Origin of the sequence: Parvibaculum sp., assembly GCF_035325945.1 — a bacterium.
Taxonomy (GTDB): domain Bacteria; phylum Pseudomonadota; class Alphaproteobacteria; order Parvibaculales; family Parvibaculaceae; genus Parvibaculum.
In genome coordinates this window covers 77314-101226 of sequence record NZ_DAOKYX010000003.1, presented here as the reverse complement: position 1 = coordinate 101226, position 23913 = coordinate 77314, and the positions used below count along the sequence as shown (strand labels likewise).

Below are 23913 nucleotides of genomic sequence, written 5' to 3'. Positions count from 1 at the left end.
GCTGACGATGCTTCAATCCCGCGCGACGCAGAGCGCGATGCCCATGCCGCCGCCGATGCAGAGCGTGGCAAGGCCCTTCTTCGCGTCGCGCTTTTCCATCTCGTGAAGCAGCGTGACGAGAACGCGAGCGCCCGACGCACCGATCGGATGGCCGATGGCGATCGCGCCGCCATTCACATTGACCTTCGCCGTGTCCCAGCCGAGATCCTTGTTGACCGCGATCGCCTGCGCGGCGAAGGCCTCGTTCGCCTCAATGAGATCGAGATCGCCGGCCGACCAGCCCGCCTTCTTGAGCGCGGCGCGCGAAGCAGGAATGGGGCCTGTGCCCATGACAGCGGGATCGACGCCCGCCTGCGCCCAGGAGACGATCCGCGCCAGCACCTTGCGGCCTTCCTTGCGCGCGCGCTCCTCGCTCATCAGCACGAGGGCCGCCGCGCCGTCATTGATGCCGCTCGCATTGGCGGCGGTGACGGTGCCGTTCTCCTTCTGGAAGGCGGGCTTGAGGCCCTTCACGCCATCGAGCGTGACGCCGTGCTTGATGTACTCGTCGTCGCTGACGACCGTATCGCCCTTCCGGCCCTTGATAGTGACCGGCACGATCTCGTCCTTGAACCTGCCGGCCTTCTGCGCCGCCTCGGCCTTGTTCTGCGAGGCGACGGCGAAGGCGTCCTGCTCGTCGCGCGTGATCTGCCAGCGCGCGGCGACATTCTCGGCCGTCTGCCCCATATGGTAGCCATGGAAGGCGTCCCAGAGCCCGTCCTTGAGCATGGTGTCGACGAACTGCACATCGCCCATGCGCTGGCCCGAGCGCAGATAGGCGGCGTGCGGCGCCTGGCTCATGCTCTCCTGACCGCCCGCGACCACCACCTCGCTGTCGCCATTGACGATCGCCTGATAGCCGAGCGCGACGGCGCGAAGACCCGAGCCGCAAAGCTGGTTGACGCCCCAGGCCGGCACCTCGACGGGAAGTCCAGCGCCGATGGCGGCCTGCCGGGCGGGGTTCTGCCCCTGCCCGGCCTGCAGGATCTGGCCCATGATGACTTCGGAAACCTCGCCCTTCTCAACGCCTGCGCGGGCAAGCGCGGCGTCTATGGCAATCCGGCCCAGCTCATGCGCCGGCAGGCTCGACAGCGCTCCGTTGAATGAGCCGACGGGCGTGCGCGCCGCGCCGACGATGACGACACCGGTTTCGGATTTGCTCATGATACCTGTCCCTGGATTTGCCCTGAGGCCCTGTGCGCCCGGCGCCGGGCCCGAGATCCATCGACAATGCCCCAGCGGAATGAAGCGGTAAACGGATTTCTGTGCAATGCAACGTGGGGCTTGCGCATTGCAACAATACCGCGTCAGAATATGACGAAATCAGGGGGATTAAGGCTCGCGAGGTCGCATCGGGAACAGGCGACCTCTCGATTGCGCGCATTTTCGCGACATGCGGGCCGCTTTCAGTGGAGATGAGCCAGCCGTGGCAAAAAAAACCGCATCCACGGGAGATGACGTCATCGTCATCAAGAAATATGCGAACCGCCGCCTCTACAACACCGCGACGTCGAGCTATGTGACGCTCGATCACCTGTGCGAGATGGTGAAGCAGGGACAGGACTTCGTCGTTCATGACGCGAAGACCGGCGAGGACATCACGCGCTCGGTTCTCGCCCAGATCATCTTCGAGGAAGAAGGCAAGAGCGGGCAGAACCTGCTGCCGATCAAGTTTCTGCGCCAGCTCATCCGCTTTTACGGCGACAGCCTGCAGGGCTTCATCCCGTCCTATCTGGAACTGAGCATGGACACCTTCGCGCGCGAGCAGGAAAAACTGCGCGCGAAGATCGCCACCGCCTTTGGCGGCAACACGCGGCTCGGCCATTTCGAGGAACAGATCCGGCAGAACTTCGCCATGTTCGACAGCGCCATGCGCATGTTCTCGCCCTTCGTTCCGCGTCCGAAGACCGAGCGCGGCGAGGAGGCCGAAGCGCCGAAGGCTCCCCCCGCCAATGCCCCCGCTCCCAAGAGCGAAAGCCGGACAGAGGCCGAGCCCGCCGCGCGCGAACGCGAGCTTGAGGAGCTGAAGCGCCAGGTCGCGGCGATGCAGGCCCAGATCGAATCTCTGGCGAAGAAGTAGGCGGGCGCGGTCAGGCCTTCGCGCCGAAGCGCAGAACGGAGTTTTCCTGGGGCAGCGTCAGCATCGGCTCGCCCAGGAAGAACCCTTGCAGATAGTCGACGCCGAAACCCTTCAGCATCTCGACCTCTTCCGCATTGCCGACCCATTCGGCGACCGTCGGCAGATCGAAATTGTGGGCGAGATCGACCAGCGTGCGCACGAAGAACTGGTTGTCGCGGCTCGCGGCGAGGTTCTGCACGAAGGAGCCGTCGATCTTGACCATGTCGACATCGAGCGTCTTCAGATTGCGGAACGATGTGTAGCCGGCGCCGAAATCGTCGATCGCGACGAGGCAGCCGAGATCGCGCAAGGTCGCGACGAAATCGACCGATTCCTCCATGTCCTGGATGGCCACCGTTTCGGTGATCTCGACGGTGAGGCGGCGCGCAAGCGCGGGCTCGGCGCGAAGCTGCGCGACCAGCGTGTCGAGCCACATGCGATCGTTCGTGGTGCGGCCCGAAACATTGAGCGCCAGCCTTTGCGCCGGATGTGCTCTCAGCGTCTCGAGCGTCAGCTCCATCGCACGGTAATCGAGCAGGCCGATCAGGCCGAGCTTCTCGGCGATGGGAACGAAATTGCCCGCCGCGCTGATGCTGCCATCGGGCTGCACGAGCCGGATGAGGCACTCATGCATCGAAACCTCGCCCGTCGCCGCCGAGACGATGGGCTGATAGGCAAGGCAGATGCGCCGGTCGTTCAGCGCCGTGACCAGCTCGTCCGCCAGGCTGAGATTGCGGCGCCGCGCCTTTTCGCGTTCGCGCGACGGGGTGTAGATGACATAGCTGTCGCGGTGCAGCTCCTTGGATGCGGTGAGCGCTTCCTCGGCATGAGCAAGAGCCGCCTCGACGGTGCGCGCATCGGAAGGAAGCGAAAGGCACCCGGCCGAAACGGTCATCGAAATCGGCCCGCGCGACGTCGTGACCACCTGATCGCGCACCGAGGTCAGCAGCCGCTCGGTCACCGAGGCGAGCCGATCCTTGTCGCAATTCCTGAGCACGAGCCCGAACTTGTTGCCCGAATAGCGGCCGACCGCGTCCACCCGCCGCGCCATTCCGCAAAGCCTCTGCCCGACGCCGATGATGACCTCATCGCCCACGTCGAAACCGTAGGACTCGTTGATGAGCGCGAGATTGTCGATCGCGAGAAGGAGGAAGGCCGCCGTCTGGCGCGAGTTTTCCGATTGGATCAGCACATCCTCGAGCGCCTCCTTGAGGCGGATGCGGTTGAGAAGCCCTGTCAACTCGTCATAGGTCGCGAGCCGCACCAGCCGCTCCTCGCGCACGCGCCGCTCATCGATGGCGCGCAGCACGCCGATGGCGACCTCGGGCCTGCCCTGCTCGTCGGCGAACCAGCGGCCGCGATCCTCGATCCAGCGCAGGCCGCCATAATCGTCAGCCACCTGATATTCGATTTCGTAGCGGACGCCGCTGCCGCCATCGCTTTCGCGCGAGCGCGCGACGAGATCGAACCGGCTTGAACCGTTTTGAGACACGGAGCGGGCGCCGAAGGCGCGGCCCGTCGCCACGGCATCCTTGTTCGCGATGCCAAGAAGGGCCTCGGCGCCCTCGCCCCAGTGAATCCGGTCGTCCGCTAGTGTCCAGCGATAGGCCACATCGCCGACAGCGCTGACAGCACTCGCAGAAAATCCGCCCGCTTCCGCAGGACGCTCGTCGCTGTGTGAAACGCGGCTCGTGGCCTCCCGGGCAACCGTCTGCGCTTTCTCGTCCACCTGGGACCTCACTCGCCTGCTTTTTGACCGGACATTTCTGGCCGTGTACCCATCCTGGGCAATCTCAACAGAGGCGGTCAGTTTCCTTGACAGGTCTTAAAATTCCGCCAAGTCTCTTGGCGACTAAAGCTTTAACAAAACTGGTTAATTGACCTTGACGTGGCGCGAGCGGGCTTCATATGGCAGACTTCTTGCTTACCTGGAGCATGAAACTGTCCTTTATCGCAGGCCATCGACCATGGAGCCCATAAGGCGCGCCGGTTCGCCGCAAAGACTGCCCTCGACGCAGTTGCGTACGACCGAGCGCTTCGTCGAAGAAGTCGAGAATGCACCGGAGCGGATGCAAGGTCAGGCGCGCGCGCCCCGCGAGCGCTCCACGACGGGCTTCCGTCCCGCCGCCGGCTTCCTCGCGCAATATGTAGATCAGCATTTCCCCTGGGCGCGCTCGCCCTTCCGCAAGGAAGGAAAGCGCCAGCGCGCGGCCAGCGCCTATCTCGCCGCCGACATGCTCCCCGACGTTCTTGCTGATGCGCTCCGCATACGGACAATCGACAAGGATCTCTGAATAGAGAGCTTCAGCCCGCGGGCCGCGTCGCAAGGATCAGCGATTGCAGATCGGCGACCGCTCGCTCGATGCGGCGAAGTCTCTGATCCATCTCCTCGAGCTTTGCGAGCACGGCGCCGTCGTCGGGCGCCTTCTGCTGTTGCGGCATGGGTGTCGCGACGCCCGCCCGCGAGACGACCTCGCTCAGCGGCTCGCCCATCAGCCGCGCCAGCATGGCCACCTCGTTGGGCGAAAGCTCGCGCTGATCCTTGAAGACCTCATCGACCTCGCCCCGGCTGATGCGAAGCCCGGCTGCCACGCTGTCGCGTGTCAGCCCCTTGGCCGCGAGTTTCCGGTCGAACCACTCCTGATCGAAAAAAAGCGCCATGCCGCCCGTCTCTCTCCGTCCTACTTGCCTTTGAATACCGGCGCGCGCTTTTCCAGAAAGCTTCTCACGCCCTCGCGATGATCCTCTGTCTGGAAGAGTTTGCCCAGAGTGCCGGAGACCCAGCCCCCGATCTCGCGCAGATCGCCATAGCTCGTGCGCCTGAGCCCTTCCTTCATGAAGCGCAATGCGAGCGGCGGATTGACGGCGATGCGCCCCGCCAGCGCGCGCGCCCGCTCCATGAGTTCGCCATGCGGCACGGCCTCGCTCACAAGGCCGATCCGCAACGCCTCGGCGGCATCGATGATGTCGCCCGTGAAGAGAAGCTCCGCCGCCTTCGCCGGGCCGACAATGGCGGGCAGCCGCCAGAGGCCGCCCACATCGGAGATGAGCCCGCGCTTGATGAAGATCTCGCCGAACTTCGCATTTTCGGAAGCGATGCGGATATCGGCGAAGAGCGCAAGCTCCATGCCCCAGCCGACCGCCGCGCCATTGACAGCCGCAATGACGGGCTTGTCGCATTCGAGAGCGGCGACGGCGGCGGGCGTGGGTTCCGGCCTGACGCTGGTGAGGCGCGCGACGCTCCTGTCGCGCTCCTCGCCCGTCATCATCTCCTTCACATCCTCGCCGGAGCAGAAAGCCGGATCGGCACCGGTGACGATGACGCATCGAACTTCCGCATCGGCCGCCGCCGCGCGGAAACCGGCCTCGATCTCGTCATAAGCGCGGCGGTTGAGCGCGTTGCGCCTGTCCGGCCGGTCGATCGTCAGCGTTGCGACATGGTCCGAGACTTCGTAGCGCACGCACTGGAAGTCCGCGGGCGCGATCTTGATTCCCCCCTGCATCTGCTCCTCCCGTCAAATGCGCGTCTGCCCGCGCTTCAGTTGAACCCCGCCAGCGCATCGGCGCTTGCATCGCCGAGCGTCGTGCCGCCATCGACGTCGATGATGGCGCCGGTGATGTATCTGGCGTTCTCGGTCGAAAGGAAAAGCGCCGTATCCGCGATGTCGGTCTTGGTGCCGTAATCGCGCAGCGCCAGCCGCTTCTTCACCGCCGCCTCCATTTCCGGCGTCGGCGCGAGCCGGGCCATGCCTTCCGTCTCCGCGATGGGTCCGGGCGAGATCGCGTTGACGCGAACGCCCGCAGGGCCCCACTCCATCGCCAGGCACTTGGTCAGCATGTTGATGCCCGCTTTCGCCGCGCAGACATGCGCCTGGAACATCGATGGATTGACCGCCTGCGGCGCCGTGATCGAGATGAGCGAGGCGCCCGGCCGGTTGAGATACTGGAAGGAGGCGCGCAGCACGTTGAACGTGCCGATGAGATCGATGTCGACGACCGTCTTGAAACCGTTGGACGACATGCCGAGCGCGGGCGCGACGAAATTTCCGGCGGCGCCCGAGAGCACGATGTCGATCTTGCCGAAGCGGTCATGCGCGGCCTTGAGCGCGCCGTCCACCGAGGCGAAGTCGCGCACATCGGCGGCGATGCCGATGGCGGGGAAGCCCTCGTCGGTGATCGTCTTCGCGGCCGCCGTGATCTTCTCATGACTGCGGCTGATGATGGCGACGCTCGCACCCGCCCGCGCGAAATGCTGGGCGATGCCGAGATTGATGCCGCTCGACGCGCCGGCGACGAAGGCGACCTTGCCCGCCAGCACCTTGTCCTTGAATGCGTTCTGCATGTGTCCGACCTTCCGATCCCTGCTGGATGGCGCGGAGCTTGCCGCCCGCGCCGAATTGCACTGCCCGCATCAAGCCTCCATTCGGAAGGTCCCGCAAGTCCGCTCATGCACAATGGATGTGCAGTCCGCGCTTACCGGCATGTCAGCATTTGTGACCTTCCGCGCGAAGCACTAGACTGCCGCTCGGTCAGCCGCCTGTCGCGGCGGGGGCAAATACGAGAGAGACGATGGCGATCCTCAAGGGCGCGGCAGTCACGACCGCCGCCTTCCTGATCATCATGCTGATGAGCTACTGGGCGGCGGGACAGGCGAACCCTTCGCTTGACGCCACGGCACGCGGCTATTTGCAGAAGCGCGGCCTGGCTCACTCCTTCATCGAGCTACAGAAGGGCTGGGTGCACTACCGGCTCGAAGGCCCCGAGGGCGGGCCGCTCATCGTGCTGGTGCACGGCTTTTCGGTCGCCTCCTTCGTCTTCGACGACTATGTGGCACCGCTGACCGCGGCGGGCTACCGCGTCCTCGCCTTCGACAATTACGGCCGTGGTTTTTCCGACCGGCCGGAGGCAATCTACGACGCCGATCTGACCGACGGGCTGATCGTCGAGCTACTCGACAAGCTCGGCCTTGGCGAGCCCGCGCATTTCGTCGGCTATTCGATGGGGGGCGCTGCCGCCACGATCTTCGCCGCGCGCCATCCGGAGCGCGTCCGCTCGCTGACACTGATCGCGCCTGCCGGCCTCGACATTCCGGGCGAGCGGAATGTCGATCTCATCAAGCGTCCGTTCATCGGCGACTGGATCGTGCGCATGTTCGGCCTGCGGATCTTCCACGACGCCGCCGCCGAGGAGGCGAAGGCCGCGCCCAACCCCGCCCGTTTCCTCGCCGATTTCGACCGCCAGATGGACTATCGCGGCTATGGCGAGGCGCTTCTCTCGACGCTCCGGCATTATCCGCTGACGGCGAGCGGGGATGCCTATGCCGAAGCCGGCCAGTCGCCCCGCCCCGTGCTGGTGATCTGGGGCGAAAGGGACAGGACCGTCCCCTTCGCCAATGCGCAGAGGCTCATGCAACTCATGCCCTATGCGAGCCTGCGCTCCTATCCGAAATCCGGCCACGAGATCGCCTTCTCGCAAGCTCCGCTGGTTGCAGGTCTCATCACGGCTTTCATCGCCGCGCAGGGCACGGGCTCCGCATCGGCGGGCGGCGGCGTCATCTCGCGGATCGGGACGCGGCCGGCCGGAGCGGCGCCGCAGGCCGCGCCGAAGCCTGATGGCGCGGCGGCGGAGTGACGAAAACAATCACCGCCCGGCGCTTCCGGGTGGATAATCGCGAAGACGCCCGCCATCGGGGCCGGGCTTTTTGGGAGAAGACCATGCTGCGCAAGATCCTCGCCGGGTTCCTCGCCGTGATCCTCGCCGGAGCGGGCGCGGCCTATCTCTTCTGGCCCGCGAACTGGACCGTCAACGCGCCAGTCATGAACTCGCTTTTCGGCTGGGGCGTCGATGCCGCGCCCGAGGCGCTCTTGCGCGAGCGGCTGGTGCTGCCCGCGGGCTATCAGATCAATCGCTATGCGATCGGCCTCGGCCAGGCGCGCATCATGCGCTGGACGAGCGGGGGCGATCTCCTCGTCTCCATTCCGCGCAAGGGCGAGATCGCGCTGATCGGCCGCGATGCGAAGAAGACCGGACGCGGCGGCGCCATTCGCGCGCTTCTCACCGGCCTCAACCGTCCGCATGGCATCGAGATCCATGACGGCTACCTCTATGTCGCCGAGACGGACGCGATCCTGCGCGTACCTTTCGACGAGGCGAAGGGCGAGATCACCGGCAAGATCGAGCGCATCCTCACGGGCCTTCCCGCCAATGGCAATCACTGGTCGCGCACGCTGCGCATGGGGCCCGATGGCTGGATGTATGTGAACGTGGGCTCGAGCTGCAATGTCTGCATCGAGGAGGACCCGCGCCGCGCGGCCATCCTGCGCTTCCGGCCCGACGGATCGGGCGAGGAAATCTTCGCTGGCGGCCTTCGCAATACCGTCGGCTTCGACTGGGACGCGCAGGGCGAACTCTGGGGCGTCGACAATGGCCGCGATCTTCTCGGCGACGATCTGCCGCCCGAGGAACTGAACCATATCGAAAAGGGCAAGTTCTACGGCTGGCCCTTCCGCTACGGGAACAACGTGCCCGACCCCGATTTCGGAACGACGCCCGATCCGCGCGTTGAGGCAGCCGTACCGCCGGCCTTCGCCTTCCCCGCCCATGTGGCGCCGCTCTCGATCAAGTTCCTGCACGGATCGCTGCCCGGCCTCGAAAACGCAGCGCTCGTGACGTTCCATGGCTCGTGGAACCGCTCGCGAAAGAGCGGCTATCAGGTCGTCGCGCTCCATTGGGACGCAGATGGCCGGATCAACCTCGAGCCCTTCGTCACCGGCTTCGAGAAGAATGAGGAGGTGATCGGCCGCCCCGTCGATACGGCGGTCGGACCCGACGGCGCGATCTATATTTCCGACGACTATGCGGGCGTCATCTACCGGGTGAGCTACGGCAAGGGCAACGCCGCCTCGTCCGCCGCCCGGCCCGCCGAGCCCGAAAGCGAGACGGCAGGCGCGCGCGAGACGCCGACCAATGACGAGGTGCTGCGCGGCCAGGGCATGTTCGGCGCGATCGGCTGCAAGAATTGCCATGGCGGCGAGCATCCGGTGTCGCCGCTCAAGAATCTCGGTGCCCGCTACGGCCAGGAGGAGATCGCCGCGCTTCTGGCGACACCGCCGGCAAACATGCCCTCCTTCGCCCATCTGAAGGAGGACGAGCGCCGCGCCATCGCTGCCTATGTGCTCGCCACATACCGCTAGGCGGATTAGACTTGAGCCCGGCTTGGGCATGCTCTTGAGCGAGGTCCGGCGCCTTTGTCGCACATCGAAACGCATATCGAAGAGCTGCCCTGGGCCGCGCCGCATGAGCTGTTTCATGCTTTCGCGGACGAACCCTTCGCGCTGCTGCTCGACAGCGCGACGGCGGCGCCGGGGCGCGATCCGGCGCTTCATGGCCGCTGGAGCTTCATCGCGCGCGAGCCTTACGACACACTCGTCCTTCGCGCGGGCGATGGGCGCGATCCCTTCGCAACACTGAAGGAGCGCCTCGCGCGGCTGCAACCGGCCGCCTCGCCTTCGCTGCCGCCCTTCGCGGGCGGCGCGGCCGGTTTCTTCGGCTACGACCTCGCCCATGCGCTCGAAAAACTGCCGCCGCGCGACAGGCCCTTTGCCATCGACGACCGGAACCTCCCCGACATGGCGGTGGGCTTCTACGACACCGTGCTCGCCTTCGACCACCTGGAAGGCCGCGCGTTCACCGTCTCGACTGGCCGTCCCGGAGAGAGCACCCAGGCGCGCATGGCGCGTGCGGCAAGCCGCGCCGCCGAGTGGCGCGAAAGGATTTCGGCGGCGCGGAACGAATTGCGACCCGAAGCGGCGCCGGGCGCGACCGTGATCGCCGCGAATTTCACGCGCGAGGAATATGAACGCGCCGTCGCCCGCGTCATCGACTACATACGCGCCGGCGACATCTTCCAGGCCAATCTCGCCCAGCGCTTCGACGCGCCGCTCGCCGGGGGCGATACGCCTTATGCGCTTTATCTCCGCCTGCGCCGCCGGAGCCCCGCGCCTTTCGCCTCCTTCTTCAATTTCGGCGCGGGCGCACTCGTCTCATCCTCACCCGAGCGCTTTCTCGCCTGCCGGGAAGGCGCGGTCGAGACGAAGCCGATCAAGGGCACGCGGCCGCGAGGGCCAACGCCTGCGGAGGATGCGCGGCTCGCCGCCGAACTTCTCGCCTCGGAGAAGGACCGCGCCGAAAACGTGATGATCGTCGATCTTCTCCGCAACGACGTCTCGCGCGTCTGCGCCGATGGCACGGTGACGGTGGAAAAGCTCTGCGCGCTCGAAAGCTTCTCGCATGTCCACCATCTCGTCTCGACGGTGAAGGGAGGCCTCGCGCCCGGCATGACGAGCGTCGATCTCCTCGCCGCCGCCTTTCCCGGCGGCTCGATCACCGGCGCGCCGAAGCTCCGCGCCATGGAGATCATCGCCGAACTCGAACCGACGACGCGCGGCCCCTATTGCGGCGCCATCGGATATATCGGCTTCGATGGCGGCATGGACACATCGATCGCCATCCGCACCATGATCGTGCAGGGCGAGCGCGTGAGCTTTCAGGCCGGAGGCGGCATCACCGCCGACAGTAATCCGGCGGCTGAATATGAGGAAACCCTCGCCAAGGCGCGCGCCATGATGGACGCGCTTGGCGCTGGCGGCGTAAGCCCGGACGCCACGGACGGAGAGCGGCCGCGCCTTGCGGAGGCAGGGGCATGATCCTCCTCATCGACAATTACGACAGCTTCGTTCACAACCTCGCGCGCTATGTCGGCGAACTCGGATTTGCCCGCCGCGTCATCCGCAACGACGCGATCTCCGTCGCCGAAGCGCTGGCGCTCCGCCCGCAGGCGATCATCCTTTCGCCCGGCCCCTGCGGACCCGACGAGGCGGGGATCTCGATTCCGCTGGCGAAGGCGGCGGCCGGAGCGGGCGTGCCGCTGCTCGGCGTCTGTCTCGGCCATCAGGCGATCGCGGCTGCCTTTGGCGGCCGCATCCACCGCACGGCGCCCGTCCATGGCAAGCCCGCGCGCATCGCGCATGACGGCACGGGGATCTTTCTCGATGTACCGAGCCCCTTCACCGCCGCGCGCTATCACTCGCTCGCCGCCGAGCTTGCCGAGGACGGACCCTTGCGCGCGACGGCGCAGAGCGAGGACGGTGTCTTGATGGCGCTCGCCCATGAAAGCCTGCCGATCTTCGGCGTGCAGTTTCATCCCGAATCCGTGCTCACCGAACACGGCCATTTGCTGCTTTCGAATTTTCTGGCGCTTGGCCGCGCCTCGAAACTGAAGGAGAGCGCATGATCGTCTGGCTCAACGGTGAACTCATGGACGAGCGCGCCGCGCGCATCGACCCGCGCGATCGCGGCTTTCTTCTCGGCGACGCGCTCTTTGAAACCCTGCTGGCACGGAACGGCAATATCGCCTTTCTTGAAGAGCATCTGGTGAGGCTCGCGGCGGGCGCGAATATTCTCGGCATACCGCTGCCCATCTCGACCGGCCATCTCGCCATCGCCTGCGAGATGGTGCTGGAGGCGAACGGCCTCATCGATGCGCCGCGCGCAGCGCTTCGCGTGACGCTCACCCGTGGACCCGGCCCGCGCGGCCTCGTGCCGCCCGAAAATCCCGCGCCGACGCTCCTCGTCTCGGCCGCCGAAAGCGCAAGTCCCCCCGCATCGCAAAGCGCGATCATCGCCACGCCGCGGCGAAACGCGCTCTCGCCCACATCGCGCCTGAAGGCGGCTCCCTATCTCGACAATCTTCTCGCCCGAGAGGAGGCGCGCGCGCGAGGCGCCGACGAGGCGCTGATGCTCGACACATCGGGCTATCTCGCCTGCGCGAGCGTCGCCAATGTGTTTCTCTGGGAGGGCGAAAGGCTCGTCACCCCAGCCGAGGAATGCGGCATCCTGCCGGGGATCACGCGCGCCGCCGTGCTGGAGCTCGCCGGGCGGCTCGGCATCGACGCCGCCGAGGAAATGATCATGCCGCAGCGCCTGCCGCGAGCCGACGGCGTGTTCCTGACGAACAGCCTCATTGGCATCGTGCCGCTCTCGCGCATCGAGACGCACGAGTTCGAGCCCCATCGCATGACGGCGCGGCTCAAGGCGGCTTACGAGCTTCTCCTCGAGGCCGACGAGGACGAGGAAGGCCGCAGCTAGAGCGCTTTCGCGGTTCGGAAACGCCCTAGTTGTCGGAGACGCTGAAGTCGCGCCGCGCCGAGGTGATCGTCACCGTGAAGCCCGCGATGACATCGAGAATGCAGAGCAGCACGAGCAGGAAGAAGATCGACGTGCCGAACTGCGGCAGCACGATGAACTGGACGAGCGCGACGAGCATCACGAGAAGCGAGAGCGCGTGATTGATGATGGTGGGCGCGCCGGTCCTCGTCGAATTGACGAGCTCGAGGAAGAGCAGCAGCAGGCCGAGAACGAGGAGCGTGTCTCCGACGGTGAGCGTCCAGATCGCGCCCGACACGAGAGAGACGGGCACCAGGGCCGTTTCCATCGTGGCGCCGGTCAGAAACACGATGATGTTGTAGGCGATGATGACGAGCGCCAGAAGCGGCAACGAACCAAGCATGTCTGTTTCCCCCGTTTATACGCCGGACGCCCCCGAAGCCCGGCTCCCGCATCAAGGCCCGGCAAGCAGGCCCCTGGGCAGCCTGAATGTGTCAATATAGCACGGACATGCCCCGCCGCGCCTCGCCATAATCTGGCGATGCGGCCGGCCCCATGCTTGGATGGGACCGCGGGCCACTCATGAAAGGATAACGGCGGATATGAAGGACGCGGCACGGCATTTCTCGGCCAGTTACGCGGAGGCTCGCGGGCGCTTTCTCGCCGCCGCGACCGAAGCGGGCGCCGCCCTGAGCGCGCACCAGCACCCGCTCAAGGGGCCGGAAGGAGAGCCGCTCGCGGTCGATGTGGCCCGGATCGGCCCGGCCTCTGCCGCTCGCGTGATCGGGCTCGGCTCGGGCACCCATGGCGTGGAGGGCTATTGCGGCTCAGGCATCCAGACGGCACTGCTTGCCTCGGGGCTTGCACGCGCGCTCCCGGCCGATACGGCCATCGTCTTCATTCACGCGATCAATCCCTGGGGTTTCGCCTGGGGACGGCGGGTCAATGAGGACAATGTCGACCTCAACCGCAACTTCCTCGACCATGAGCGCCCCTACCCGGAAAATCCGGGCTATGAGGAGATCTATGCGGCGCTGAACCCGCCCGACCTCGCCCCGGCGACGCTCGACGCGGGCCGCGCGCTCCTCAAGACCTATGCGGAGAAGAACGGCGCGGCGGCGCTGCAACATGCGCTGAGCGGCGGGCAATATGTGCATCCAGAGGGCGTGCAGTTCGGAGGGCGCGGGCCCGTCTGGTCGAACCGCACGCTGCGCGCGATCATCCGCGCCGAATTCGCGGCCGCCACGCGCATCGTCTATGTCGATCTCCATTCGGGCCTCGGACCCAGGGCGAAGGGCGAGGTCATCTCAACGGCGCCGGAGACGAGCGGCGAATTCCGCCGCATGAAGGACTGGTGGGGCGGGATCGTTCATTCGACGCAAGGGCCGGGCTCGGTATCGGCCAATGTGACGGGGTCGATAACGGAAGTCTTCTCCGATGAGCTTCAGGGGCGCGAGGTGAGCTCCTGCGGGCTCGAATTCGGCACCATCCCCATGAATGCGGTCGCATCCGCCCTCATCGCCGACAACTGGCTTCACCGGAATGGCGGGCTCGACAACCCGCTCGCGCCCGCGATCAAGACGCAGATTCGGGATGCCTTCTATGTCGATGAGGATGACTGGAAGGAGGCCGTCACGCGCCAGACGGACGAAATGATCCGCCGCCTGCTCTGAGGGCAGGGCGCGGAAACGAAAACGCCGGTCCCCGCGCAAATGCAGGGACCGGCGTTCGGATGTCTCGCCGCGATGCGAAGTCTCAGATCTCGGACTTCGGCTTCAGCACCTGACGGCCGCGATACATGCCGCTCTTCAGGTCAACATGGTGCGGACGATGAAGCTCGCCCGAATCCGCATTCTCCACATAGGCCGGCTGCTTCAGCGCATCGGCCGAGCGGCGCATGCCACGCCTCGACGGGGAAGTCTTCCTCTTGGGGACGGCCATTTCTCTAAGGTCTCCGGTCTGGCAAAGCCTCGGGCCTCGGGGTCGCGACCCCTGAGGGACCGGCGCTGGGCAAAGGCTTCTGAAAATCCAATCGGGCCGGCACCCCGGCGGGGCGCAGCTCTCGGCGGGCCTTATACAGGGAAAACCCGCCTCAAGTCCACAGGCTTGCTGGCAGATAACGCCGCTTATCGAACCTCGACGACGGGGCAGCGGGCGGGTGTGAGCCCTGCGCGGCGGCAGGCGGCCTTGGCCTCGCCGGTCGTACCGAAATCGCCCATGCGGACGCGATGGAAGCGGCCGCCATCGAGCGCGACGGTTTCGATCCTGAGCTTGCGCCCATCCTCGATGCGGGGTTCGCGGTGCACGATGTCGAGATAGCGCCGGGTCGCATCCTCGATGGAATCATAGGAGCCGAGCGGCACATAGTAGCGGGCCTTGCGGGCCCGCTTTGCGGGCTTCGAGATCGACCCGGTGACGAGATCGTCGTCGGGATGGGCCACCGGCGCCGCCATGGTCTGGCGCACGAGATTGTTGAAACCGCTCCTGTCATAGGCCGCGACGGCCGGCCCCTGATGGGCGCGCTCGCGATGCGCGACGAAGAGCGCCACGCAGCCGCCGATAAGGATAAGCCAGATGAGTTCCTGGCGTCTGGTTCTGAACATGGCCCCGGCCCCTGCCTTGCCTCGAAAGCAGGCGGAGTCTGGGCCAGGATGGTTAATTTGTGTTTAATTCTGGGACACACACGCCGGAAACAGGCCCTCTGCACCTCAGGCGGCGAGCACCCCTGCCGCCGGATGGTAGGCGACGCCAAGCGCATCGGCGACCGCCTGATGGGTGATGCGGCCCCGATAGACGTTGAGCCCCGCAAGGAGATGCGGATTTTCGCCGAACGCCCGCGCATAGCCCTTGTCGGCGAGCGCCAGGATGAAGGGCAGCGTCGCATTGTTGAGCGCGAAGGTCGATGTGCGCGCCACCGCCGCCGGCATGTTGGCGACGCAGTAATGAACGACGCCATGCTTGATATAGGTGGGCTCGGCATGGGTGGTCGGGCGCGAGGTCGCGAAGCAGCCGCCCTGATCGATGGCGATGTCGACGAGCACCGAGCCCTTCTTCATGCGCTTCACCATCTCCTCCGAAACGAGCTTCGGCGAGGCCCCGCCCGGAACGAGGACGGCGCCGATGACGAGATCGGCGCCGAGCACATGCTCCTCGATCGCGTCGACCGTCGAATAGATGGTGTTGAGGCTCGCCCCGAACTGGAGGTCGAGCTCATAGAGGCGGCGCAGATTGACGTCGATGACGGTCACATGCGCCTCGAGCCCCATCGCCATGCGCGCCGCATTGGTGCCCGAGACGCCGCCGCCGAGAATGACGACCTTGGCCGCAGGCACGCCGGGCACGCCGCCGAGCAGCATGCCTCGCCCGCCCTGCCCGATTTCGAGGCAATGGGCTCCCGCCTGTATCGACATGCGACCCGCGACCTCGGACATGGGCGCGAGAAGCGGCAGGCCGCCGCGCGCATCCGTCACCGTTTCATAGGCGATTGCGATGGCGCCGGACTGGATGAGCGCACGGGCCTGCTCGGGATCGGGCGCGAGATGCAGATAGGTGAAGAGCAACTGTCCCTCGCGCAGCATCTTCAGTTCCGAAGGCTGCGGCTCCTTCACCTTCACGATCATCTCGGCTTCAGCGAAAATCTCTTCCGCCGTATCGACAAGCCGCGCTCCGGCCGCCGCATATTGCTCGTCCAGAAGGCCGGTGGCGAAGCCCGCCCCCTTTTCCACCAGCACCTCATGGCCTTGATGCACCGCCTCGCGCACGCTCGAAGGCGTCATCCCGACGCGATATTCATGAACCTTGATTTCCTTCGGAACGCCGATGCGCATGAGCAACCTCTCGTCTTTGGCCGGATGGTTGGCGGCCAGCAGGGGAATGCTATTCCCCGGCGGCTGGCCTTCCAATAAGGGCACGCGGAAAATGCCGGACGGTCTTTGACACGAGGCCCGCCCGGAGTCGATAGTGCCGTCATGCCCATGGCCAATGTCTTCGACGACGCGCTGCGACGCCTGCTTGCCGAACGGCTTTCAGCCTTCGAGCGCAGGCAGCTTGCCGATGCCGGGCTGAAGCGGGCCGCCGTCGCCATCACCGTCGTTCCGCAGGCCGGCGAGGCCGCCTTTCTGCTCACGCGCCGCGCGCCCCGTCTCAACGCCCATGGCGGACAATGGGCGCTTCCCGGCGGCAGGCTCGATGGAAACGAAAATGCGATGGAAGCGGCGCTCCGCGAGCTGGAGGAGGAAGTGTCGCTGCGGGCAGGCGCATCCTCCGTCCTCGGCACGCTCGACGACTACCCGACGCGCTCGGGCTATCTCATCACCCCGGTCGTGGTCTGGGCCGAAAGCATCGACGGCATGAAGCCCAATCCTGGCGAAGTGGCCTCGATCCACCCCTTCCCCCTGTCGGAATTGCAGCGCCCTGATTCGCCCGTCCTCGTCACTATCGCCGAAAGCGAGCGGCCGGTGATCCGCATGCCGCTCGGCGAAAGCCACGTCCATGCGCCGACGGCGGCCGTGCTCTACCAGTTCGGCGAGGTCGCGCTCCGGGGCCGGGCGACCCGCGTCGCCCATTTCGAGCAGCCCGTCTGGGCGTGGAAATAGCCCGCTTCAGGCCGCAAGAGGCCGTCCCCCATCCGCAGGCGTCTCGTGCCAGCGGTCGTGGAAATAATGGACGACCCCGCTCACCAGAGGCTCGACCAGCGCCACCCCGGCGGCAACGATGAACTGGCCGGTCAGCGCATAGGCAACCGCGAGCCCCACCAGAAAATGGATGATGGTGAAGGAAACCGCCTTTTTCGCCGCGCGCATGATGAACCTCTTTCGCTTAATTGCGAATGATTATCATTTAAAACTATAAGGCGGCTACGTCAAGGCCCCGAACACAGGCAATTCAGCCTGAAAGCCGCCTGCGCCAGAGCGGTTTCAGCACTTCGAGGGCAATGAGGGTCAGCAGCCCTCCGGCAGCGCAAAGCGCGAGATCGTCCGCATGGAGCGGCCCGAAGCGGAAGAGTGCCCGCGTGGCCGGAATGGCGAGCACGAGAGCGAGCAACAGGCTCGTCACCCCAAGCACGGACCAGAGAGCGAGATTGCGTCCGCCAATCGCGGTCAGCAGCGAGGTGCTGAACGACCGGTTGGCGAAGATGAGCGCCACATTCGTCACCACCAGCGAAACGAAGGCGAGCGCCCGCACCTCGGGCTCGCTCATGCCGCGCGACATGGCAAGCCACGTCATGCCCGCGACCACGGCGAGCGAAAGCGCGCCCTGAACGAGGCTCCAGGCGATGAGCGCGCCGGAAAAGAGGGGGCTCGCCGGATCGCGCGGCGGGCGGCGCATGATGTTGCCCTCCTCCCCCTCGGCCTCGAAGACAATGGAGCAAACCGGGTCGATCACCATTTCGAGAAAGGCGATGTGGACGGGAGTGAGGATGAGCGGCCAGCTCGCGAGCAGCGGAATGAGCGAGATGCCCGCGATCGGCACATGCACGGCGAGGATATAGCCCATCGCCTTGCGCAGATTGTCGTAGATGCGCCGTCCGAGCCGTACGGTCTTCACCATCGAGGCGAAATCATCGTCCAGCAGCACGATGGAGGACGCCTCGCGCGCGACATCCGTGCCGCGCCCGCCCATGGCGATGCCGATATGCGCCGCCTTGAGCGCCGGCGCGTCATTCACGCCATCGCCCGTCATGGCGACGATCTCGCCATCGGCCTTGAGCGCATTGACGATGCGTAGTTTCTGCTCCGGCAGGATGCGCGCGAAGACGGTGACGCGACGCGCTTCATCGCGAAGCGCCTCATCGTCGAGCCTGTCGATCTCCGCCCCCGTCAGCACCTCCCCGACATCGAGCCCCGCCTGGAGCGCAATGGCGCGCGCCGTCGCCGGATAATCGCCGGTGATCATCGCGACGCGGATACCCGCCGCCCGGCATTCGGCGACGGCGGCAGGCACGGCGGGCCGCAACGGATCGGCAAGTCCCACAAGCCCCGCATAACGCAGGGTGAGATCGCCGAGAGACGCGGGCATTTCTCCCTCATGCGTTCCCTCGGCGATGCCCAGAACGCGCATGCCGCGCCCGGCCATGTCCTCGACCTGGCGGCGCATGGCGGCCGTCTCCTCCGGTCCGAGCTTCGCCAGCCGCGCAATCGCTTCGGGCGCGCCCTTGGCCGCGACCACGCGATCCTTCCGGTCGGGCGCGCTCCATATCTGGGTGACGGCGAGGAGTTCGGGGCTCAGGCCAAAGCCATGCACGAGCTCCATCCCGTCATCGACCTGCGCCAGCGCGTGAAATGCCTTCTCCATCGGGTCGAACGGATCGGGCGCGCTCGCAAGCACGCCGAGTTCGACAAGCGCGCGCATGGGCTCTGGGATCGGTCCCGCTGGCGCCTCGTCGAACCGATAGGCGAAATCGCCGACGCGCAGCTCGACGATGGACATGCGGTTCTGCGTCAGCGTTCCCGTCTTGTCCGTACACAGAACGGTTGTCGCGCCCAGCGTTTCGATGGCCGCCGAACGCCGCGTGAGCACGCGGGCGCGCGAGATGCGCCAGGACCCCATCACCATGAAGACGGTGAGGACGAGCGGAATTTCTTCCGGCAGCATCGACATGCTGACGGCGATGCCTGCAAGGAGGCCGCCGAGCCAGTCATGCCGCGTCAGCGCATAGAGAACGACGACGAGCGCCGCCGTGACGCCGCCCAACGCCGCGAAGCCGCGCACGAGCCGCCGCATCTGCCCGCGCAGCGGCGGCGGCTCCGTGTCTATGCCGCCTAGCGCCGCGCCGATCCTGCCGATCTCGCTGCGCGGTCCGGTCGCCATGACTTCCGCAAGCCCCTGCCCCCGCACGACGAGCGTGCCCGAATAGACGAAGGGAAGATCCTCACCCCCCGGGCGCGGGGCCACGGGGGCCACCGCCCCGCCCGCAACCTTCCTCACCGGCGCGGCTTCGCCCGTCAGCAGGGATTCATCCACTTGGAGTTCATGCGCCGTCAGGAGCCGCCCATCGGCTGGCACGCGATCGCCCTCGGCAAGAAGCACGAGATCGCCGCGCACGACGTCGCGCCCCGCGATGCGCTTGCGGACGCCCTCGCGGATGACGAGCGCGCGCGGGCTCGTCAGATCGCGCAGCGCATCGAGCACGCGCTCGCTACGCGTCTCTTGAACCACGGCGATCGAGACCGAGAAGGTTGCGAAGGCAAGGAGGATGAGCGCCTCCTCGTGATCCCCGAGAACAAGATAGATGAGCCCCGCTCCGATCAGCAGCGCGAACATCGGCTCGCGCATGACTTCGGCCACGATGCGCAGCGCACTTCGGCGCTCCGCCGCCGGGAGGAGATTGGCTCCCTCGGCGCGCAGGCGCGCGGCCGCTTCCTCTTCGCTCAGTCCTTGAGGGGCCCCCACATTCGGATTCTGCATCGGCGCTCCTGACGGGATCACGTGATGCGACAGACTCTCGACGCCGGACCATTATCGGTGCGGTCATGGGCATATGCCCCCACGCCCGGCTGACGGCACCGCCCGTCCCCGGCCCCACCGGAGAATCGGGATTTCCCGTCATGCGTCATCGAAGCGCCATGGAGATCGGTCATGTCCTCGCGCCCGCTTTACCTTGATCGAGTATATCCTCCCGTGCGCGGATCGGCAGCGGAAGCATTCTTCGGCAAGCGCCAGCTTGCCATCATTCAAAAAGACATGAACACTGTGCGCCCCTGAACCCGCAGGCCCCTTCGCGCGGGAACCTGAAACTGGACCGCATAGCGGCAGACTGGCATGAGCACGCAGGAACAAACCCGGGCCGCCCCGGCCGGAGAAACGAAGACCGGACAGGAAAGCCCGATCATCGAGATCAGGAACGTCACCAAGATCTATGGCGGCACGGTCAAGGCCGTCGACAATGTGAACCTGACGGTGGGCCGGGGCGAATTCTTCGCGCTTCTCGGACCGTCCGGCTGCGGCAAGACCACGCTTCTGCGCATGCTCGCGGGCTTCGAGACGCCGACATCGGGCGAAGTCATCATTGACGGGCACAATATGGCGACCGTCGCGCCGAACAAGCGGCCGGTGAACATGGTGTTCCAGTCCTATGCCGTGTTTCCGCACATGTCGGTCGAAAAGAATGTCGGCTACGGCCTGCGCATGGATGGCCGGCCGCGCAGCGAGATCAGGGCGCGCACCGAGGAAGCGCTCGAACTGGTGAAGCTCGGTGGCTATGGCAAGCGGATGCCGAACGAACTTTCGGGCGGCCAGCGCCAGCGCGTCGCGCTCGCCCGCGCGCTCGTCAAGCGTCCCTCGGTTCTGCTTCTCGACGAACCGCTCTCCGCGCTCGACGCCAAACTCCGCGAGGCGATGCAGCTCGAACTCGTGCGCCTTCAGCAGACGGTCGGCATCACCTTCGTGATCGTGACCCACGATCAGTCGGAAGCGCTCTCCATGGCCAATCGCATCGCGGTGATGAACCAAGGCCAGGTGCGGCAGGTCGCGACGCCGGCGGAACTCTACGAATATCCGAATTGCCGCTTCGTCGCCGACTTCATCGGCAAGATCAACCTCATCGGCGCGAAGTCCGTGCGCACGGGCGAAGGCAGGGTGAAGGTCACCGTGCCCGTGCTCGGCGAGATCGAGCTTCAGGGACAGGCGGCGGGCGATGTCGCCCTAGCGGTGAGACCCGAAAAGATCTTCGTGTCGGAAACGAAGCCGAACGATCCCGACATCATCACGGCGAAGGGCCGTGTCGGCGAAGTCGCCTATTACGGCAGCTTCAGCAACGTCTTCTTCGACATTGGCGTCGGCTCGCCCATTCTCGCCGATATCGGAAACGTCTCGCGCGACATCGAGGCGTTCACCTTCAAGAAGGGCGAGGAATACTGGCTCTATTGGCGCAAGGGCGACACGCTCGTCCTCGCCGACTGAGGGCTGGCACGCAGGCGCGTCCGCTTCAGTCGTCCTCGCGGTCGGGCGTGCCGCCGCGCACGCTCGCGCGTTCCATCTCGCCGATGATCTTTTCCGTCCGCAGCAGCGCCATGATCTCGTTGACGATCTGCACGCCGCGCGCGGCAAGCCTCGCCGCGTCCTCAGAATTGATCCGTCGGCCGAGATTCCGGTAGAACTGCGTCACCTCGTGATGTGCGAGCACGCCCGCCATCTGGGCGTAGATGCGGAAATCCTCGATCGTGTAGCCGGCATCCTCCTCGGTGAAACCGGAAGCGCGCGATTCGCCGATCAGTTCGATGAGCCGTACATTGCGCGGGTTCAGCCATTCGCCATCGTCCCTTTTCTCGATATGGACGTAGCCGAAGCTGTCGAACTGGCGAATATCCTCGACGCTGATTTTCGTTTTCGCCGCGACATCGGCGAGTCTCATCGGCTCGGGATTTCGCGGCTCCGACACGAGCGGCCCGAGCCGACTTTCCAGACCGATGAACGCCTCGAAGCCCGCCGCCGGATCGTTCGCCTCCGCCTTCACGATGGTCTTGATGACGCTCAGCGGAAGGAACCGCTCCTGCTGCAGCCGCCTGATGAGCTTCAGCCGCGCGACATGCTGCGGCCCGTAATCCGCCACATTGCGCTTGGGACGGACGGGTTCCGGCAGCAGACCTTCGCGAATGTAGAATCGGATGGTCTCCCGCCCGATGCCCGTTTCGCGCTCAAGTTCCTTCATCTTCATGGCAGGGGAGACGCCTCGACTTTCACCGGTCCTCTTTCTATCCCCTTGTCCCTCCGACGGCTCGAAAAATCTTCGGCGAGCCCTCAGCGATGCGCGCCATAGCCCTTGAGAAAGAGCCATACCGCCCGCTCGATGACATGCGCGATACGCTGCGGCGTGGCTGTCTCGATGACATTCACATGCCGCATCAGCACGAGATCGGCCTGACAGAGATTGAGAAATTGCGTTGCCGCAAGGGAAAGGTCGTCAATGTCGAGTTCGCCCGTCTCGACACGCCGCTTCAGGAATTCCTTCAGCCGGTCGTTGGCGACGCGCGGGCCCGTGTCGTAATAGGCGCGGCCAAGCTCGGGAAATTTCTTCGATTCGCCGATGACGAGACGGCGGACCGACTGCACGTGATCGCCGAGCAGGAACCTCAGAAATTCGTGTCCGAAGGCGCTCAGCACCTGATCGACCGGTTCCGGACGATTGAGAACTTCAAACGCCCTGCCCGCCTGGAGCCTGCACGCCGATTCCATGAAGGCGGCAAAGAGCGCCTCCTTGTTGTCGAAATAGACATAGAGCGTGCCCTTGGAGACGCCCGCTTCCCGCGCGATGAGAGACATGCTCGCCCCCTCATAGCCCCGGGCAAGAAACACCGCCTGCGCGCCCAGAAGGATCTGCTCCCTCTTGGCCGGGTTCAGAGAGGTTCCAGCCTCGTCGATCGCGAGATTCGTCATGGCTCTGACCGAACGGTTCGGTTAAAAATATCCTTGAATATGGCCAAATCGCGGCCATATTTCAACGCGATTGACCGTCCGGTTCGACGAGCGGGTGCATGATGGCGCAGCGTCAAAGGCTTTTCCTCGGGATAGGCGGCGTGTTTCTGCTGGCCGGACTGGCCTATGCGATCCTCTGGTTCACGCATTACCGCCACATCCAGACGACCGACAACGCCTATGTGCAGAGCGACATTTCGGTCATCTCGCCCAAGGTTTCCGGCTATCTGGCCAGCGTGAGCGTCACCGACAACGCCTATGTGCGCAAGGGCGACCTGCTGGCGAGGATCGATCCGCGCGACCTCGAGATCGCGCGCGATCAGACACTGGCGAAACTCCAGACCCAGCGCGCCGCCATCGCGACATTCAGCGAGCAGATCGCCGCCGCCGAGGCACAGGCCGACAGCGCGCGGGCGAATATCGCGTCCGCAGAGGCGCAGGCCTCGCGCGCACGCGCCGACTATGCGCGCTATGCGGCGCTGGCGCGCTCCGAATTCGCGAGCCGGCAAAAGCTCGAAGCGGCCCACGCCGACACGCAGTCGAGCGACGCCCGGCTTCATGCGATGAAGGCCAGCCTCAATTCCGCGCTCGCCCAGGTCGCGGTTCTCAGGGCGCAGAAGTCGGAACAGGAAGAGCGCCTGAAGCAATTCGAGGCCGATCTCGTACAGGCCGAGCAGAACCTGTCCTACACGGAAATTCGCGCCCCCATCGACGGCGTCGTCGGCAACCGGCACATGGATGTCGGACAGCTCGTCCAGCCGGGCGCGCATCTCGCCTCGCTCGTCGCGCTGCCCCATGTCTATATCGAGGCCAATTTCAAGGAAACGCAGATCGAGAATATCCGCATCGGCCAGGCGGCAACGATCGTGAGCGACGCCTATCCCGGCGTCACGATCGAAGGCCGGGTGGAAAGCTTCTCGCCCGCGAGCGGGCAGATCTTCAGCCTTCTGCCCGCCGAGAACGCCACCGGCAATTTCACCAAGATCGTGCAGCGCGTGCCCGTGCGCATCGCGATCGCCGACGACAACGCGCTTCGCGGCCTGCTGCGGCCGGGGCTTTCCGTCACCGTATCCATAGATACGAGAAGCGCGGGCGCGGCGGACGCGCTCGCCTCCGGCGGCGTCTTCGGCGCGGCCCGGACGCAGAGCCACAGCATGGTGAGCGGCAACTAGTCTTCG

The 23913-nt window shown here is 65.7% G+C and carries 24 protein-coding genes; 11 read left to right on the top strand and 13 right to left on the bottom strand.

All coding sequences use genetic code 11. From position 1 onward, the window contains the following. Nucleotides 1–12: 12 nt before the first annotated feature. Nucleotides 13–1203: an acetyl-CoA C-acetyltransferase gene (locus tag PKA57_RS03450; RefSeq protein ID WP_324297533.1), complete on the bottom strand. Its 1191-nt coding sequence runs from the start codon at nucleotides 1201–1203 to the stop codon at nucleotides 13–15. Between the two features lie 262 nt (nucleotides 1204–1465). On the opposite strand from PKA57_RS03450, the gene phaR reads away from it, so the two are divergent. Beyond that, complete coding sequence (gene phaR, locus PKA57_RS03445) at nucleotides 1466–2119, top strand: polyhydroxyalkanoate synthesis repressor PhaR (protein ID WP_324297532.1); 654 nt, start codon at nucleotides 1466–1468, stop codon at nucleotides 2117–2119. A 10-nt stretch (nucleotides 2120–2129) separates the two neighbouring features. On the opposite strand, the gene PKA57_RS03440 is transcribed toward phaR, so the two are convergent. After that, nucleotides 2130–3887, bottom strand: a complete 1758-nt coding sequence (locus tag PKA57_RS03440; protein WP_324297531.1) for a bifunctional diguanylate cyclase/phosphodiesterase — start codon at nucleotides 3885–3887, stop codon at nucleotides 2130–2132. Between the two features lie 238 nt (nucleotides 3888–4125). Between PKA57_RS03440 and PKA57_RS03435 the strand changes: the two genes are divergently transcribed. After that, nucleotides 4126–4452 (top strand): hypothetical protein, encoded by a 327-nt coding sequence (locus PKA57_RS03435; protein ID WP_324297530.1) that lies wholly within the window; start codon nucleotides 4126–4128, stop codon nucleotides 4450–4452. A 10-nt stretch (nucleotides 4453–4462) separates the two neighbouring features. On the opposite strand, the gene PKA57_RS03430 is transcribed toward PKA57_RS03435, so the two are convergent. The 3 genes from PKA57_RS03430 to PKA57_RS03420 are packed head-to-tail and all read right to left on the bottom strand — an operon-like array spanning nucleotide 4463 to nucleotide 6500. Further along, nucleotides 4463–4819, bottom strand: a complete 357-nt coding sequence (locus tag PKA57_RS03430) for a hypothetical protein (protein WP_324297529.1) — start codon at nucleotides 4817–4819, stop codon at nucleotides 4463–4465. A 20-nt stretch (nucleotides 4820–4839) separates the two neighbouring features. Beyond that, a complete protein-coding gene (locus PKA57_RS03425) occupies nucleotides 4840–5661 on the bottom strand; it encodes an enoyl-CoA hydratase-related protein (protein WP_324297528.1) in 822 nt (273 codons plus the stop codon). A gap of 35 nt (nucleotides 5662–5696) precedes the next feature. Next, nucleotides 5697–6500, bottom strand: a complete 804-nt coding sequence (locus PKA57_RS03420; RefSeq protein ID WP_324297527.1) for an SDR family oxidoreductase — start codon at nucleotides 6498–6500, stop codon at nucleotides 5697–5699. Nucleotides 6501–6727: 227 nt separating this feature from the next. Between PKA57_RS03420 and PKA57_RS03415 the strand changes: the two genes are divergently transcribed. The 5 genes from PKA57_RS03415 (at nucleotide 6728) to PKA57_RS03395 (ending at nucleotide 12304) form a co-directional block, all read left to right on the top strand. After that, entirely contained in the window at nucleotides 6728–7789 is a 1062-nt protein-coding gene (locus PKA57_RS03415; protein ID WP_324297526.1) for an alpha/beta fold hydrolase, read from the top strand. A gap of 83 nt (nucleotides 7790–7872) precedes the next feature. Then, nucleotides 7873–9351 (top strand): PQQ-dependent sugar dehydrogenase, encoded by a 1479-nt coding sequence (locus PKA57_RS03410; protein WP_324297525.1) that lies wholly within the window; start codon nucleotides 7873–7875, stop codon nucleotides 9349–9351. Between the two features lie 54 nt (nucleotides 9352–9405). Continuing rightward, nucleotides 9406–10863, top strand: coding sequence for an aminodeoxychorismate synthase component I (pabB, locus tag PKA57_RS03405; protein WP_324297524.1), 1458 nt, complete (start codon nucleotides 9406–9408; stop codon nucleotides 10861–10863). Beyond that, nucleotides 10860–11450 (top strand): aminodeoxychorismate/anthranilate synthase component II, encoded by a 591-nt coding sequence (locus tag PKA57_RS03400; protein WP_324297523.1) that lies wholly within the window; start codon nucleotides 10860–10862, stop codon nucleotides 11448–11450. The genes pabB and PKA57_RS03400 overlap by 4 nt, the downstream gene beginning before the upstream one ends. Next, the gene (locus PKA57_RS03395) at nucleotides 11447–12304 is read left to right on the top strand and encodes an aminotransferase class IV (protein WP_324297522.1); all 858 of its coding nucleotides are present in this window, start codon (nucleotides 11447–11449) and stop codon (nucleotides 12302–12304) included. Before PKA57_RS03400 ends, PKA57_RS03395 begins: the two co-directional genes overlap by 4 nt. Before the next feature lie 25 nt (nucleotides 12305–12329). On the opposite strand, the gene PKA57_RS03390 is transcribed toward PKA57_RS03395, so the two are convergent. Further along, nucleotides 12330–12725: a hypothetical protein gene (locus tag PKA57_RS03390; protein ID WP_324297521.1), complete on the bottom strand. Its 396-nt coding sequence runs from the start codon at nucleotides 12723–12725 to the stop codon at nucleotides 12330–12332. A gap of 199 nt (nucleotides 12726–12924) precedes the next feature. On the opposite strand from PKA57_RS03390, the gene PKA57_RS03385 reads away from it, so the two are divergent. Further along, nucleotides 12925–13995: a M14 family metallopeptidase gene (locus tag PKA57_RS03385; RefSeq protein WP_324297520.1), complete on the top strand. Its 1071-nt coding sequence runs from the start codon at nucleotides 12925–12927 to the stop codon at nucleotides 13993–13995. Between the two features lie 82 nt (nucleotides 13996–14077). Here the strand turns inward: PKA57_RS03385 and rpmF are convergent, their stop codons facing one another. The 3 genes from rpmF to ald all read right to left on the bottom strand — a co-directional run bounded on the left by rpmF (nucleotide 14078) and on the right by ald (nucleotide 16149). Next, nucleotides 14078–14263: a 50S ribosomal protein L32 gene (gene rpmF, locus PKA57_RS03380; RefSeq protein WP_324297519.1), complete on the bottom strand. Its 186-nt coding sequence runs from the start codon at nucleotides 14261–14263 to the stop codon at nucleotides 14078–14080. A 185-nt stretch (nucleotides 14264–14448) separates the two neighbouring features. Continuing rightward, nucleotides 14449–14925 (bottom strand): SPOR domain-containing protein, encoded by a 477-nt coding sequence (locus PKA57_RS03375; protein ID WP_324297518.1) that lies wholly within the window; start codon nucleotides 14923–14925, stop codon nucleotides 14449–14451. A 105-nt stretch (nucleotides 14926–15030) separates the two neighbouring features. Further along, nucleotides 15031–16149: an alanine dehydrogenase gene (gene ald / locus PKA57_RS03370; RefSeq protein ID WP_324297517.1), complete on the bottom strand. Its 1119-nt coding sequence runs from the start codon at nucleotides 16147–16149 to the stop codon at nucleotides 15031–15033. A 147-nt stretch (nucleotides 16150–16296) separates the two neighbouring features. Between ald and PKA57_RS03365 the strand changes: the two genes are divergently transcribed. Beyond that, entirely contained in the window at nucleotides 16297–16917 is a 621-nt protein-coding gene (locus tag PKA57_RS03365) for a CoA pyrophosphatase (RefSeq protein WP_324297618.1), read from the top strand. A gap of 6 nt (nucleotides 16918–16923) precedes the next feature. Here PKA57_RS03365 and PKA57_RS03360 read toward each other — a convergent pair whose 3' ends face one another. Then, nucleotides 16924–17124 carry a DUF2061 domain-containing protein gene (locus PKA57_RS03360; protein WP_324297516.1) on the bottom strand — a complete coding sequence of 67 codons (201 nt, stop codon included), beginning with the start codon at nucleotides 17122–17124 and terminating at the stop codon, nucleotides 16924–16926. Between the two features lie 82 nt (nucleotides 17125–17206). After that, on the bottom strand, nucleotides 17207–19729 hold the full coding sequence (locus PKA57_RS03355) for a cation-translocating P-type ATPase (RefSeq protein ID WP_324297515.1): 2523 nt from the start codon (nucleotides 19727–19729) through the stop codon (nucleotides 17207–17209). Between the two features lie 354 nt (nucleotides 19730–20083). Here PKA57_RS03355 and PKA57_RS03350 point away from each other — a divergent pair, with 354 nt between their 5' ends. Next, on the top strand, nucleotides 20084–21223 hold the full coding sequence (locus tag PKA57_RS03350; protein WP_324297514.1) for an ABC transporter ATP-binding protein: 1140 nt from the start codon (nucleotides 20084–20086) through the stop codon (nucleotides 21221–21223). 25 nt (nucleotides 21224–21248) lie between these two features. On the opposite strand, the gene PKA57_RS03345 is transcribed toward PKA57_RS03350, so the two are convergent. Together PKA57_RS03345 and PKA57_RS03340 are read right to left on the bottom strand one after the other, a co-directional pair. Further along, nucleotides 21249–21977, bottom strand: a complete 729-nt coding sequence (locus PKA57_RS03345; protein ID WP_324297513.1) for a MerR family transcriptional regulator — start codon at nucleotides 21975–21977, stop codon at nucleotides 21249–21251. Between the two features lie 83 nt (nucleotides 21978–22060). Continuing rightward, nucleotides 22061–22696: a TetR/AcrR family transcriptional regulator gene (locus tag PKA57_RS03340; protein ID WP_324297512.1), complete on the bottom strand. Its 636-nt coding sequence runs from the start codon at nucleotides 22694–22696 to the stop codon at nucleotides 22061–22063. A gap of 98 nt (nucleotides 22697–22794) precedes the next feature. Between PKA57_RS03340 and PKA57_RS03335 the strand changes: the two genes are divergently transcribed. After that, complete coding sequence (locus PKA57_RS03335; RefSeq protein ID WP_324297511.1) at nucleotides 22795–23907, top strand: HlyD family secretion protein; 1113 nt, start codon at nucleotides 22795–22797, stop codon at nucleotides 23905–23907. Nucleotides 23908–23913: the final 6 nt, after the last annotated feature.